Annotated in this window: 16 protein-coding genes; 10 read left to right on the forward strand and 6 right to left on the reverse strand. The window is 75.7% G+C overall.

The window, feature by feature from the left end; genetic code table 11:
* The first annotated feature begins 70 nt into the window (after nucleotides 1–70).
* Nucleotides 71–2,044, forward strand: a complete 1,974-nt coding sequence (locus MU522_RS09600) for an FAD-dependent oxidoreductase (protein WP_246990764.1) — start codon at nucleotides 71–73, stop codon at nucleotides 2,042–2,044.
* Nucleotides 2,045–2,117: 73 nt separating this feature from the next.
* The gene (locus tag MU522_RS09605) at nucleotides 2,118–2,585 is read left to right on the forward strand and encodes a VOC family protein (protein ID WP_246990765.1); all 468 of its coding nucleotides are present in this window, start codon (nucleotides 2,118–2,120) and stop codon (nucleotides 2,583–2,585) included.
* Nucleotides 2,586–2,636: 51 nt separating this feature from the next.
* On the opposite strand, the gene MU522_RS09610 is transcribed toward MU522_RS09605, so the two are convergent.
* From MU522_RS09610 to MU522_RS09620, 3 genes are read right to left on the reverse strand one after another with little or no spacing between them, the layout of a single operon-like run.
* On the reverse strand, nucleotides 2,637–2,777 hold the full coding sequence (locus MU522_RS09610; RefSeq protein WP_246990766.1) for a hypothetical protein: 141 nt from the start codon (nucleotides 2,775–2,777) through the stop codon (nucleotides 2,637–2,639).
* A 40-nt stretch (nucleotides 2,778–2,817) separates the two neighbouring features.
* Nucleotides 2,818–3,240 carry an arsenate reductase ArsC gene (locus MU522_RS09615; protein ID WP_146357610.1) on the reverse strand — a complete coding sequence of 141 codons (423 nt, stop codon included), beginning with the start codon at nucleotides 3,238–3,240 and terminating at the stop codon, nucleotides 2,818–2,820.
* 33 nt (nucleotides 3,241–3,273) lie between these two features.
* Nucleotides 3,274–4,191, reverse strand: a complete 918-nt coding sequence (locus MU522_RS09620) for a metalloregulator ArsR/SmtB family transcription factor (RefSeq protein WP_246993510.1) — start codon at nucleotides 4,189–4,191, stop codon at nucleotides 3,274–3,276.
* A 221-nt stretch (nucleotides 4,192–4,412) separates the two neighbouring features.
* Between MU522_RS09620 and MU522_RS09625 the strand changes: the two genes are divergently transcribed.
* From MU522_RS09625 to MU522_RS09635, 3 genes are all read left to right on the forward strand, one after another.
* Complete coding sequence (locus MU522_RS09625; protein WP_246990767.1) at nucleotides 4,413–5,591, forward strand: acetyl-CoA C-acyltransferase; 1,179 nt, start codon at nucleotides 4,413–4,415, stop codon at nucleotides 5,589–5,591.
* Between the two features lie 56 nt (nucleotides 5,592–5,647).
* Complete coding sequence (locus MU522_RS09630) at nucleotides 5,648–6,649, forward strand: LLM class flavin-dependent oxidoreductase (protein WP_246990768.1); 1,002 nt, start codon at nucleotides 5,648–5,650, stop codon at nucleotides 6,647–6,649.
* Between the two features lie 69 nt (nucleotides 6,650–6,718).
* The gene (locus MU522_RS09635) at nucleotides 6,719–7,357 is read left to right on the forward strand and encodes a phosphatase PAP2 family protein (RefSeq protein ID WP_246990769.1); all 639 of its coding nucleotides are present in this window, start codon (nucleotides 6,719–6,721) and stop codon (nucleotides 7,355–7,357) included.
* Here MU522_RS09635 and MU522_RS09640 read toward each other — a convergent pair.
* Genes MU522_RS09640 through MU522_RS09650 form a run of 3 tightly spaced genes read right to left on the reverse strand, consistent with a single transcriptional unit; the run spans nucleotide 7,341 to nucleotide 9,822 of the window.
* The gene (locus tag MU522_RS09640) at nucleotides 7,341–8,504 is read right to left on the reverse strand and encodes a glycerate kinase (protein WP_246990770.1); all 1,164 of its coding nucleotides are present in this window, start codon (nucleotides 8,502–8,504) and stop codon (nucleotides 7,341–7,343) included. The genes MU522_RS09635 and MU522_RS09640 overlap by 17 nt on opposite strands.
* Nucleotides 8,501–9,220, reverse strand: coding sequence for a gamma-glutamyl-gamma-aminobutyrate hydrolase family protein (locus tag MU522_RS09645; RefSeq protein WP_246990771.1), 720 nt, complete (start codon nucleotides 9,218–9,220; stop codon nucleotides 8,501–8,503). The genes MU522_RS09640 and MU522_RS09645 overlap by 4 nt, the downstream gene beginning before the upstream one ends.
* Nucleotides 9,205–9,822: a DNA-3-methyladenine glycosylase I gene (locus MU522_RS09650; protein ID WP_246990772.1), complete on the reverse strand. Its 618-nt coding sequence runs from the start codon at nucleotides 9,820–9,822 to the stop codon at nucleotides 9,205–9,207. Before MU522_RS09650 ends, MU522_RS09645 begins: the two co-directional genes overlap by 16 nt.
* A gap of 35 nt (nucleotides 9,823–9,857) precedes the next feature.
* On the opposite strand from MU522_RS09650, the gene MU522_RS09655 reads away from it, so the two are divergent.
* From MU522_RS09655 to MU522_RS09675, 5 genes are all read left to right on the forward strand, one after another.
* Nucleotides 9,858–10,598: an AzlC family ABC transporter permease gene (locus MU522_RS09655; RefSeq protein ID WP_246990773.1), complete on the forward strand. Its 741-nt coding sequence runs from the start codon at nucleotides 9,858–9,860 to the stop codon at nucleotides 10,596–10,598.
* On the forward strand, nucleotides 10,595–10,909 hold the full coding sequence (locus tag MU522_RS09660; protein ID WP_246990774.1) for an AzlD domain-containing protein: 315 nt from the start codon (nucleotides 10,595–10,597) through the stop codon (nucleotides 10,907–10,909). Before MU522_RS09655 ends, MU522_RS09660 begins: the two co-directional genes overlap by 4 nt.
* Nucleotides 10,910–11,044: 135 nt before the next feature.
* Complete coding sequence (locus MU522_RS09665) at nucleotides 11,045–11,500, forward strand: FHA domain-containing protein (protein ID WP_128188538.1); 456 nt, start codon at nucleotides 11,045–11,047, stop codon at nucleotides 11,498–11,500.
* Nucleotides 11,497–12,180: a MerR family transcriptional regulator gene (locus MU522_RS09670; protein WP_128188537.1), complete on the forward strand. Its 684-nt coding sequence runs from the start codon at nucleotides 11,497–11,499 to the stop codon at nucleotides 12,178–12,180. Before MU522_RS09665 ends, MU522_RS09670 begins: the two co-directional genes overlap by 4 nt.
* A 179-nt stretch (nucleotides 12,181–12,359) precedes the next feature.
* Nucleotides 12,360–12,926, forward strand: coding sequence for a MerR family transcriptional regulator (locus MU522_RS09675; RefSeq protein WP_128188536.1), 567 nt, complete (start codon nucleotides 12,360–12,362; stop codon nucleotides 12,924–12,926).
* The last annotated feature ends 10 nt before the right edge of the window (nucleotides 12,927–12,936 follow it).

Consider the following 12,936-nt stretch of genomic DNA (forward strand, 5'->3'; position numbering starts at 1 on the left):
CGCGCTCCAGCGTGCCGCAGGGTGACCGGCGGGCGAAGCGCGGATGTCCGGCGGGTGCGAGGATCGGCAGGTGAGCCTCATCGCCCAGCCCCTCCGCATCGGCGCCTTCGACGTGCCCAACCGCATCATGCAGGCCGCGCACTCGAAGCAGTACTCCGACCGCGTCGAGTCGGATCGCGAGACGGCCTACTTCGTGCGCCGCGCCCGCGGCGGCTGCGGCCTGTTCGTCGCCGGCAACCACCTCGTGCACCCCTCGGCGTCGACGCGCGGCTTCGAGGACGCCTGGCGGCCCGAGGCCGTCGACGCCAACCGCCGCATGACCGACGCGGTGCACGAGGCGGGCGCGCGGATGCTCGTGCAGCTCAACCACCACGGGGCGCAGGCGGCGCCCGAGGGGCCCGACGGCCCGCGACCGGTGTACGCGCCCAGCCGCATCCTCTCGCCCTCGACGGGCGTCGCCACCCGCGAGGCGAGCGCGCGCGACATCGCAGGCTTCGTCGAGGCGTGGGCCGATGCGGCCGAGCGCAGCCGCCTGGGCGGGTTCGACGGCGTCGAGCTGCACATGGCGCACGGCTACCTGCTGCACCAGTTCCTCAGCCCGCTGTACAACCGGCGGACGGATGCGTACGGCGGCGACCTGGAGGGCCGCACGCGGTTCCCGCGCGAGGTGCTGCGCGCCGTGCGGGCGCGCGTGGGCGACGACTACACCGTCGGCATCCGCATCGTGCTCCACGAGCACAACCCCGAGGGGCTCGACGCGGCCGACCTGCGCGAGGCGGTCGCGGCGCTGCGCTCCGAGGCGCGCATCGACTTCCTCGACACGGCGGCCGGCGGCTACCACGACGTGCACTGGGTGTTCCCGTCGTCGGCGATGCCGGTCGACTGGCTGCGCGACGACGTCGCGGCGCTCAAGGCGGCGAACCCTGACGTGCCGGTCTTCGGCGTCGGCGCCGCGCGCAGCGTCGAGGAGGCGGAGGAGGTGCTCGCGAGCGGCGTCGCCGACATGGTGGCGCTCACCCGCGGCCAGCTCGCCGACCCCGACCTCGCCGCGCGGCTCCTCTCCGGCGCGACCGACGGCATCCGCCACTGCATCCGGCTCAACCAGGGCTGCCTCGGCCGGGGCAGCCAGGGGCTGCCGGTGAGCTGCACCGTCAACCCCGAGGCCGGGCGCGAGCTCGAGCCGGCGCCGGAGCGCGCGGCGCGCCCCGCCCGCTGGACGGTCGTCGGCGGGGGCCCCGCGGGCATGCGGGCCGCGCTCGACCTCGCGCGCCTCGGCCACGCGGTCACGCTGCTCGAGCGCGAGGCGCGCCTCGGCGGGCAGCTGCTGCGCGCCGCGCGCGTGCCGGGCCGCGACTCTGTCTCGCTGCTCGCGGCCGACCTCGAGCGCGACGTGTGCGCCGCGGGCGTCGAGGTGCGGCTGGGGGAGCCCGCCACCCTCGCCGCGCTCCGCGCGACCGCGCCCGACCGGGTGGCGCTCGCGGTGGGCGCAGTGCCGCCGGCCGGCGGCGGCACTGCGATCGACGAGGCGTTCGAGGGCGCGCGGCCCGCGACCGTCGACGCGTGGCGGGCGATGGACGACCCCGCTGCGCTCGGGGAGCGCGTCCTCGTGGTCGACGACGACGGCACCGCCCACGCCTCCGGCGTGCTGCTCGCGCTCGTCGCCGGAGGCGCCTCGGTCGAGCTCGTGACGCCGTTCGAGCGGCTGCTGCCGCACGTCGGCACCGGCTACGAGCGGCAGCTCGTGCTGCGCACGCTCGCGGCGGGCCGGTTCCGGCGGATCGCCGGCGCGCGGGCGCGCCGCGGCGAGGGCGGATGGGTCGCGGTCGACGCGCTCACCGGCCACGAGGCACCCCTGGCCGAGCCGACGGCGATCGTCGCGCTCACGCCGCGCGAGGCCGTGCGCCTCGACGGGCTCGACGCCGAGCTGCTCGAGGCCGAGCTCGGCGTGCCGGTCTCGGCGATCGGCGACGCGCTCTCGCCGCGCGGCATCGACGCGGCGATCGCCGAGGCGTGGCGGCTCGCGCAGGGCAGCGCCGACGACTGAGGCCTGGCGCGCGCGGCTCGCCCTGCGCCATGCTGGCGGCATCGCGGCCGTGCGGCCGCAGTGAGGAGCCAGCATGGCAACCCTGCTCAACCCCTACCTCGCCTTCGGGCGCGAGGCGCGCGAGGCGATGAACTTCTACCACGGCGTCTTCGGCGGCGACCTCGTCATCAGCACCTTCGGCGAGTCCGGCATGGCCGACGACGCGGGCGACGCCGACCTCGTCATGCACGCGCAGCTCACGACGGCCGACGGCCACACGCTGATGGCGAGCGACACCCCCGCCTCGATGCAGCAGCCCACGGGCGGCCAGCAGGTCTCGCTCTCGGGCGACGACGCCGGCACGCTCACCCGCCACTGGGAGGGGCTGAGCGAGGGCGCGAGGATCGTCGAGCCGCTCGTCGAGGCGCCGTGGGGCGACACCTTCGGCATGCTCGTCGACCGCTGGGGCGTGGGCTGGATGGTGAACATCGCCGGCGCTGCGTCCGGCACGCCGGCGCCGAGCCTCGACGAGGGCGCGGACGGCCGGTCCGCCGACCGCTGACGCACGACGACGGGGCCGAGCATCGCGCTCGGCCCCGTCGTCGTGCCCGCCTCAGGCGGGCGGCTGCGGGGCGCCGCCGGAGGCGGTGTCCTCCTCGGTCTCGGGGTCGTGCTGGTCCGGCTCGTCGAGCGGCTGCACGTCGCGGTCCTCCGGGTCGACGGTGGGATCGTCGTGGTGCTGGTGATCGCTCATGGCGTCTCCTCTCCTCGGTCCACCCGTTCTACACCCGCCGTCAGCGCACGGGCTGGATGCCGAGCGAGTCGAGCAGCCCGCGGATGCGCTGCTCGATGTCGTCGCGGATCGGGCGCACGGCATCGATGCCCTGGCCGGCCGGGTCGGCGAGCTCCCAGTCCTCGTAGCGCTTGCCGGGGAAGACGGGGCACGCGTCGCCGCAGCCCATCGTGATGACGACATCGGAGTCGCGCACCGCCTCGGTCGTCAGCACCTTCGGCCGCTCGGCCGTGATGTCGATGCCGACCTCCTGCATCGCCTCGACGGCGACGGGGTTGATCTGCTCGGCGGGCATCGAGCCGGCCGAGCGCACCTCGACGGCGCCCCCGGAGAGCTCGCGCAGGAAGCCCGCGGCCATCTGCGAGCGGCCCGCGTTGTGCACGCAGACGAACAGGGCGCTGGGGGAGTCGTGGGTCTCGGTCATGGTCGCTCCAGGTGGGGTCGGTGTCGGATGCGGTCAGCTGGCGGGGGAGAGCTCGGCGAGGAGGCGGTCCACGCGGCGCGCGATGTCGTCCCGGATCGCGCGCACGCCGTCAGGAGAGGCGAGGGCGGGGTCGCCGACCTGCCAGTCCTCGTAGCGCACCCCTGGGATGATCGGGCAGACGTCGCCGCAGCCCATCGTCACGACGACGTCGGCGGCGCGCACGGCGTCGTCGGTGAGGGGCTTCGGGAACGGGTCGCCGTCGACGCCGAGCTCGTCGATGAGCGATCGCACCTCGGGGTGCACCTCGGCGGCGGGCATCGAGCCGGCCGAGCGGGCGACCACGGCGCCGCCGGAGCGCTGCTCGACGAGCGCCGCCGCGAGCTGCGACCGGCCCGCGTTCTGCACGCACACGAACAGCACGTGCGGCACGCCCGCCGTGCGGTCGCGCAGCACGTCGGCGATGCGCTGCCGGGCGAAGCGCTCGGTGAGCACGAGCAGGTGGGACGAGATGCGGGAGGAGCGCGCGAGGCTCGCGTACGACTCGCGCACGATGCGCAGCACAGCGTCGCCGGAGAGGTCGGCGGTGGCGTCGGCGATGCGCCGGGCGACGTGCGAGAGCTTCGCGTCGACGTCGACCAGCTCGCGGTCGCCCTGGCCGCGGCTCCAGGAGGGATCGGCGTCGACGCGCGCGGCCCGCAGGCCGTCGACGAGCGCCGCGACGACCGGGCGCATGCCGGGCTCGACGCGGTAGTGCACCCACGTGCCGCGCCGCTCGGAGGCGACGACGCCCGCGTCGCGGAGCACCTTCAGGTGGTGCGAGACCGTGGGCTGCGAGACATCGGCGAGCTCGGCGAGGTCGCACGCGCACGCCTCGCCCGTGGGGGAGGCGGCGAGCATCGACAGCATGCGCAGGCGCAGCGGATCGGCGAGCGCCTTGAGCGCGGGCGCCATCGCCTGCGCGGTGGGCGCGTCGATCGCGGAGGCCGCATCGACGCGGTCGCATGCCTCGGCGGCGGGCGGGGCGAGCACCATGCGGATCCTCCAGGCGGGCTGCCGTCGACGCGCTGTGCATCGATCGCTGTCTATATTGATGCATCTCGATGCAGGTCGCAAGCGCCGTGCCGATGCCGGAGTAGCCTGGGAGCCATCCCGACCTGCGAAGGAGCAGCCCCATGCCCGAGACGATCATCGCCGGCTACGCCCGCACGCCGTTCGCCAAGTTCCTCGGGCAGCTGGCCCAGACGCCCTCGACCGAGCTGGGCGCGCACGCGGCGAAGCACGCGCTCGCGAAGGCCGGCGTCGAGCCGGCCGAGGTCGACGCGGTCGTCGTCGGCCAGGTGCTGCAGGCCGCCGTCGGGCAGAACCCCCCGCGCCAGACCGCCGTCGGCGCCGGCATCCCCATGACCGTGCCCGCGCTCGGCGTCAACGCCGTCTGCCTCTCGGGCACGGAGGCGATCGTCGCCGGCCACCGCATGATCCAGCTCGGCGAGGCCGACGTCGTGGTCGCCGTCGGCCAGGAGTCGATGTCGCTCGCCCCGCACGCCGCGCCGATCCGCGCCGGCGCGAAGTTCGGCAACGCCAGCCTCATCGACACCATGCAGTTCGACGGGCTCACGGATGCGTTCGACCGGGTCGCGATGGGCGAGTCGACCGACGGCTACAACGCGTCGTTCGAGATCACCCGCGAGCAGCAGGACGAGCTGGCCGCCGCGTCCCACGCGCGCCTCGTCCGGGCCCAGGCCGATGGCACCCTCGACGACGAGATCGTGCCGTTCGAGGCGAAGGCGGGCCGCAGGACGGTGACGGTCGCCGTCGACGACGGCGTGCGCGCCGAGACCACCGTCGAGTCGCTCGCGGCCCTCCGCCCGGCGTTCACGCCCGACGGCTCGATCACGGCCGGCAACGCGTCGCAGATCACCGACGGCGCGGCCGCGGTCGTCCTCGTCTCCGACGCCTACGCATCCGCCCACGGCATCACCGGCCTCGCGCGGATCCTCGCGACCGGCTTCGTCGCGGGCGCCGACGTCTCGCTGCACTCGCAGCCGGCCGACGCCATCGAGCAGGCGCTCGAGCGGGCCGGCAGGTCGACCGCCGACCTGCAGGCGGTCGAGATCAACGAGGCCTTCGCGGCCGTCGGCGTCGCCTCGACGCGCCAGCTCGGCGTCGACCCCGAGATCGTCAACGCCCACGGCGGCGCGATCGCGCTCGGCCACCCGATCGGCGCCTCCGGCACCCGCATCGTCGGGCACCTCGCGCGCCGGCTGCAGCAGCTCGGCTCGGGCTCGATCGGCGCGAGCGGCATCTGCGGCGGCGGCGGCCAGGGCTCGGCCATCGTGCTCGAGGCGATCTGATCCGCTGACAGCGAAGCCCCCCGCGCAGGCGCACCCGCCCGGCCTAAGCTGGTCGGATGCGCCTGTCTGTGCTGGACCTCGCCCCCATCCACCCCGGTGAGACCGCCGGCGAGAGCCTCGCGGGCTCCGTCCGCCTCGCGCAGGCCGCCGAGCGGCTCGGCTACCGCCGCGTCTGGTACGCCGAGCACCACAACATGGCGACGATCGCCTCGAGCGCGACGAGCGTGCTCATCGCGCACGTCGCCGCGCACACGCGCACGATCCGGCTGGGCGCGGGCGGCGTCATGCTGCCGAACCACTCGCCGCTCGTGATCGCCGAGCAGTTCGGCACCCTCGCCGAGCTGCACCCCGGGCGCATCGACCTGGGGCTGGGGCGCGCGCCCGGCACCGACCAGCGCACCTGGGCGGCGCTGCGCCGCGACATCCGCGCCTCCGAGCGCTTCCCCGAGGACGTCGTCGAGCTGCAGGGCTACCTGCGCGGCGAGCCGACGGTGCCCGGCATCCGCGCGGTGCCCGGCCACGGCACCGACGTGCCGCTCACGATCCTCGGCTCGTCGCTCTTCGGCGCGCAGCTCGCGGCGGCCCTCGGCCTGCCGTACGCCTTCGCCTCGCACTTCGCGCCCGACGCGCTGCAGCAGGCGGTCGCCGTCTACCGCGAGCGGTTCGAGCCGTCGAGGCAGCTCGCCGAGCCGTTCGTCATCGCCGGCATCAACGCCGTCGTCGCCCCCACGCGCGACGAGGCGATGCAGATGCAGCGCACGGTCGTGCGCTCCCGCGTGCGCAGCCTGCTGCTGCGCGACAGCCCCGTCGCGCAGCAGGTCGGCGACGACGAGCTCGACGCGCTCGCCGCGAGCCCGCAGGCGGCGCACATCGCCTCGATGGTGCGGCACACGGCGCTCGGCACCGGCGACGAGGCGGTCGCGACGCTCCGGCGCTTCGCCGTCGAGGCCGACGCAGACGAGCTGATCATGGCCGTGCACGGCGCGACCGACGAGCGGGTGCGCGCGCTCGAGCTGCTGGAGGCCGCGGGGGCTCTGGGCGAGGCACCTGCAGCGTAGCCGCGCCGGCAGGCGGGGAGCCTGTCGGGCGTCCGCCGCTACCGTGGTCGCAGACCCCGGAGGAGCACCGTGCCGCAGCAGCTCACGAACGCGCTCGTCGCATCGGCGCGTCGTCGCCGCGCCTGGGCGGCGCTGACGGCGCTGGCGCTGGCCGTCGCGCTCTCGGCGGTGCTGCGCTACCGCGAGAGCAGCAAGCCCTTCGGCTTCGAGGCCGAGTGGATGGAGCGCCTGGTGACCCAGCGCTCGCCGCTGCTCACCACCGCATCGCTGGCCTTCGACACCCTCGGGGGCGGCGTCGTCGCCACGCTCATCGTGCCCGGCGTCGTCGCGGGGCTGCTCCTGCTGCGCCGCCGGCCGTGGGCCGCGGGCTACTTCCTCGTGGCGTCGATCCTCACCGGGCTCCTCGCGGTCGACCACGGGTCCTTCCCCTCCGGGCACGCGGCGAACGCGGCGCTCGTCGCGACGGCGCTCGGGCTGCTGCTGCGGCGCTGGTGGGTGTGGGCCGCTGGCGCCGCCTGGACGATCGGCATGATGCTGAGCCGCACCTACCTCGGCGCGCACTGGCTCTCCGACACCCTCGGCGGCGTGCTCGTCGCCGTCGGCGTCGCGCTCGGGCTGTGGGAGCTCCTCGCCGCGCGGCTCGAGCGAGAGCGCCGCGGTCGCCCCGAGCCGGCGGGCGCCGAGGAGGCGGTCAGCGCGCGTCGGTGACGCCCAGGCGCGCGGCGCCGAGCGCGAGCCGTGCGACGGATGCCGCGGCCGCCGCGAGCAGGTCGCCCGCGTCGCGCTGCAGCGCGTCGAGCGTCGCGGGGCCGGCGGCGATCGAGAGCGCCGGCACGCCCATCGCGGCGGCAGCGTCCGCGTCGACGGAGCCCGCGAGCACGCACAGCGGCACGCCGTGCCGCTCGGCGGCCGCGTGCACGACGGAGACGACCTTGCCGCCGGCCGACTGGCCGTCGAAGCGGCCCTCGCCCGTCAGCACGAGGTCGGCGCCGGGCACCGCGGCGTCGAGCCCGGCGAGCTCGGCGAACCACGCGCCGCCCGCGACGACGTCGCCGCCGGTGAGCGCGCGCAGCACGCTCGCGACCCCGCCGGCCGCGCCGGAGCCGGGCACGTCGATGACGGATGCGGCGTCGACGCCGAGCGCCTCGGCGCCGATGCGCGCGAAGCGCTCGAGCGCGGCGTCGAGCGCGCGCACGTCGTCGGGGCCTGCGCCCTTCTGCGGCCCGAAGACGGCGGCGGCGCCGCGAGGTCCGGTGAGGGGCGCGTCGACGTCGGTGACGAAGCGCCAGCGGGCGGCGAGCGCCCGCGGGTCGACGCCCGAGACGTCGAGGTGCTCGAGCGCCGCGAGCCCGCCGCCGCCCGGCTGCACGGGCCGGCCCGACGCATCCGTCAGCCGGGCGCCGAGCGCGGTGAGGAGGCCGGCCCCGCCGTCACTCGTCGCCGAGCCGCCGAGGAGCAGGGTGAGCTCCGCGGCGCCCCGGTCGAGCGCGTCGAGCACGACGCGGCCGAGGCCCGCCGTGGAGGCGGCGAGCGGCTGCAGCGGGGCGTCCTCGACCTGCGGCAGGCCGGCCGCCTGCGCGAGCTCGATCACGGCGCTGCGGCCGTCGAGCGCCCAGCGCGCGCGCGCGGGCCGGCCGATCGCGTCGACCGTCTCGGTGACGACCTCGTCGCCGCCGCGCGCGAGCAGCGCGTCGAGGCTCCCCTCGCCGCCGTCGGCCATCGGCACGAGCACCACCTCGGCGCCCGGCACGACCGAGCGGATGCCGCGCGCGGCGGCCTCGCACGCCTCGAGCGCGGTCAGGCTGCCCTTGAAGGCGTCGAACGCGACGACCGCCCGTTGCGGCGCGGCCGTCATCGCTGCAGCCCGTAGCGCTCGGCGAAGCGGGCGAGGATCGCCTGCGGGTGCTCGACGTGCGCGGCGCGGCCCGCGGCGACGAGGTCGTCGACCTCGGCGGGGGAGAAGTAGCCGTGGTCGCGGTAGACGCGGATGCGCTGCTCGAGCCCGTCGGCGTCGAGCTCCGGGTGGAACTGCGTGCCCACGACGTGCTGCCCGACGCGCACCATGTGCACGCACGCGGCCGACACGGCGAGCGTCGTCGCGCCCTCGGGCGCCTCGGCGATGCCCTCCTTGTGGCCGCCGAACGCGGTGAAGGCGCGCGGCAGGCCGTCGGTCAGCCAGTCCTCGCCCACGAGGCTCAGCTCGACCGGCGCCACCGACTCGGCGATGCCCCGCACCATGCGGCCGCCGAGCGCGTGCACGAGCGCGCCGAGGCCGAGGCACGCGCCGAGGTAGGGGAGGTCGTCGCGGATCACCCGCTCGGCGAGGTCGCGCAGCCACGTCACCGTCGCCGCGTGCTCGGGCGGCCGCCGGTGGTCGTCGCTGAAGTTCGCGGGCCCGCCGCCGACGAGCACCGCGTCGACGTCGGCGAGGTCGATCGCGGGCTGCTCCCGGTCGAGCCGCACCCGCTGCACCCGCGACTCGTCGAGGCGGCCGAAGCGCACCATCGCCTCGAGCTCGGCGGCCGCGACCTCGTCCTCGGGCCGCGACTGCACGATCAGGATCCGGCGCATGCGAGCCTCCCGTCCGCGGCCCACACGCCGCTCGATCCGCGGCGGTGGGAGCCCACGAGGTGGGTGTCGACGATGCCGACCGCCTCCATGAGCGCGTGCATCGTCGTCGGGCCGACGTGGGCGAAGCCGCGCGCCTTGAGCGCCCGCGAGAGCGCGCGCGACTCGTCCGACTGCGTCGGCACGTCGGCGAGCGTCTGCGGCGCGGGCGTCTCGCCGGGCTGGAACGACCACACGAGCGCGGGCAGCCCGCCCTCCTCGCGCAGCGCCACCGTCGCCCGTGCGTTGCCGATCGTGGCCTCGATCTTGCGGCGGTTGCGCACGATGCCCGAGTCGCCGAGCAGCCGCGCGACGTCCTCGTCGCCGAAGGCCGCCACCGCATCCGGCTCGAAGCCCGCGAAGGCGGTGCGGAACGCGGGACGCTTGCGCAGGATCGTCGCCCACGAGAGCCCCGACTGGAAGGCCTCGAGCGAGAGCCGCTCGAACAGCCCCGTCTCGTCGCGCACCGGCATGCCCCACTCGCGGTCGTAGTAGTCGCGCAGCAGCGGGTCGGTCGCCGCCCACGACGGCCTCGCGAGGCCGTCCTCGCCGACGATCAGGTGCATGCCGACCAGGCTAGCCGCGAGCCTAGGCTGGATCGGTGCACAGGACGGCGACGACGGATGCGGTGCGCCGCGCCACGCGGGAGGGCGTCGGCGTCGTCGTGGCGACGAGCGCCTACGGGCTCTCGTTCGGCGCGCTCTCGATCGCCTCCGGACTCGACCTCTGGCAGACGATGGCGCTCAGCCTGCTCATGTTCTCGGGCGGCTCGCAGTTCGCCTTCATCGGCGTGATCGCGTCGGGCGGCGGCATCGCCGGCGTCGCGAGCGCGGCGATGCTGGGGCTGCGGAACGCCCTGTACGGAATGAGCATGCGGCGCGTGGTGGCGCCGGCGCCGGCGCTCCTGCCGCTCGCCGCGCACGTGACGATCGACGAGTCGACCGCGGTCGCGCTCGCGCAGGACGAGCCGCGGGCGCAGCGCGCGGGCTTCTGGGTGACGGGCATCGGCATCTACGTCGGCTGGAACGTCGCGACGCTCGCGGGCGCGCTGCTCGGCGACCTGCTGGGCGACCCGCGGCAATGGGGGCTCGACGCCGCGGCGGCGGCCGCGTTCGTCGGGCTGCTGTGGCCGCGGCTGCGCGCGCGGCAGGCGGTCGCGGTCGCCGCGGCGAGCGCGGTCGTCGCCGCGTCGCTGCTGCCCGTGCTGCCGGCGGGCATGCCGGTCATCGTCGCCGCGCTCGTGGGCGTCGTCGTCGGCCTCACGAACTGGCTCGGGCCGCGCCACGAGTCGGCCCTGCCCGACCCGGGCGGCCCCGACCACCGTCAGGGGGACCACGCATGACGGTCTGGCACCTGGTGCTGCTCGCCGCGATCGCCGTGCTCGGGATCAAGCTGCTCGGCTACGCGGTGCCGCCGCGGCTGTTCGACAGCCCGCGGCCGCGGCGCACGCTCGAGCTGCTCACCGTGTCGCTGCTCGCCGGCCTGGTCGCCGTGCAGACGCTCGGCGGCGCGGACGGCATCGCGCTCGACGCGCGCATCCCCGCTGTGGCCGTCGCGGCGGGGCTGTTCGCGGTGCGGGCGCCCTTCATCGTCGCGGTCGCCGCGGCCGCTGCGACGGCCGCGCTGCTGCGCGCGCTCGCGGGCTTCGCGTGAGGCGCCCGCGGCCCTCGCGCGTTCGCTAGGGTTGCCTCTCGGGCCCGCCCGGCGACGACGCCGGGCACAGCCTCGTATCGCTATGCTGAACGACACTCGCCGGGGCCGCCGGCACCATCCGCACGGAGGAAGCGCATGACCGAGCACGACGACGCCCGCCGGGGCAACGACGGCGAGAGCACGCAGTCGTGGGGTGAGGACTACCGCGCCCAGCTCGCCGCCATGCTGTCGGGCACGACCGCCGAGGACCGCGAGGCGGTCGCCTCGCTGCCGTCGGGCTCGGCCATCCTCGTCGTGCGCCGCGGCCCCAACGTGGGCGCCCGCTTCCTGCTCGACCAGGACTCCACGATCGCCGGTCGTCACCCCGACGCCGACATCTTCCTCGACGACGTGACCGTGTCGCGCCGTCACGCCGAGTTCACGCGCTCGGGCACGACGTTCGAGCTGCGCGACCTCGGGTCGCTCAACGGCACGTACCACGACGGCGAGCGGGTCGACCACGTCGTGCTGCGCGACGGCGCCGAGGTGCAGGTCGGCAAGTTCCGCCTCACGTTCTACCGCTCACGCCTCGACCTCGAACCACGGCAGTGAGCGCACAGGCCGCGCGGAAGCCCGCCTCCCTCCTCTCGATCGGCCAGGTGCTGGCCAAGCTCGGCCCCGAGTTCCCCGACCTCTCGCCCTCGAAGCTCCGCTTCCTCGAGGACCAGGGGCTCATCACGCCCCAGCGCACGCCCTCGGGCTACCGCAAGTTCGACGCGGCCGACCTCGAGCGGCTGCGCTACATCCTCACGCTGCAGCGCGACCACTACCTGCCGCTCAAGGTCATCCTCGGGCACCTCGACGACATCGACCACGGCCGCTCGCCGCAGATCCCCGGCGCCAACGTGCGCGTCGAGGCGCCGTCGATCCTCGGCGCCGAGCGCCGGCTGTCGCGCGCCGAGCTGCAGTCGGAGGCGGGCGCGACGAAGCAGCTCGTCGCCGACGCCATCTCCGCCCAGCTGCTGCCGGGCACCGAGCCGTTCGGCGACGCCGCGGTGCAGGCGCTCAAGGCCCTCGTCGAGCTCGAGCGCTTCGGCATCGAGCCCCGGCACCTGCGCGGCATGCGCCAGTCGGCCCAGCGCGAGGCGGCGCTCATCGAGTCGGCGCTCAAGCCCATGCGCGGGCGGCGCGAGACGAGCAGCCAGGCGCAGGCGGCCGAGGCCGCGCGCGACCTCGCGAGCCACATCCAGTCGGTGCGCGAGCTGCTGACCCGCGACGCGCTCGGCGCCTGACGCCGAGGGCCCGCGCCCGCGAGTCCTGCTGCGCCGGCGTGGGCGGCAGGGCGTAGACTCGGCCCCGACACGCCGCGCCGTCGGAGGTTGCACCGAAGCGGGGCGGCGGCTCGATACGGTGGGGCTCAACACTCAACCTCGACTTGAAGGTTTGAGCCCCCGCAGCGGAAGGTACGGCCATGGGCGACGGCATCGATGCAGACCAGGGCGGTCCCGCCCGCCTCGACGCCGGCCTGCTGTTCACCGACGGCCTGCCGCAGGAGGCCGACGCGGTCGGCTACCGCGGCGCGATCGCGGCCGACGCGGCGGGCATCACGTACCGCCAGCTCGACTACTGGGCCCGCACCGGGCTCGTCGAGCCCACCATCCGGCCCGCGCACGGCTCCGGCAGCCAGCGCCTCTACTCGTTCCGCGACATCCTCGTGCTGAAGCTCGTCAAGCGCCTGCTCGACACCGGCATCTCGCTGCAGCAGATCCGGGTCGCCATCCAGCAGCTCCACGAGCACGGCGTGCGCGACCTCACCCAGATCACGCTCATGTCCGACGGCGCGAGCGTCTACCTCTGCACCTCGAGCGACGAGGTCATCGACCTCCTCGGCCGCGGCCAGGGCGTCTTCGGCATCGCCGTCGGCAAGGTCCTGCGCGAGGTCGAGACGCAGCTCATCGAGCTCGAGGTCACGCCCGCCGAGGAGCAGCACGTCGACGAGCTCGCGGCCCGTCGCGCCCGCAGGAGCCGCACGGCCTGACCGGCTCGCG

The sequence above is a fragment of the Agrococcus sp. SCSIO52902 genome, from assembly GCF_022983135.1.
GTDB lineage: Bacteria > Actinomycetota > Actinomycetes > Actinomycetales > Microbacteriaceae > Agrococcus > Agrococcus sediminis.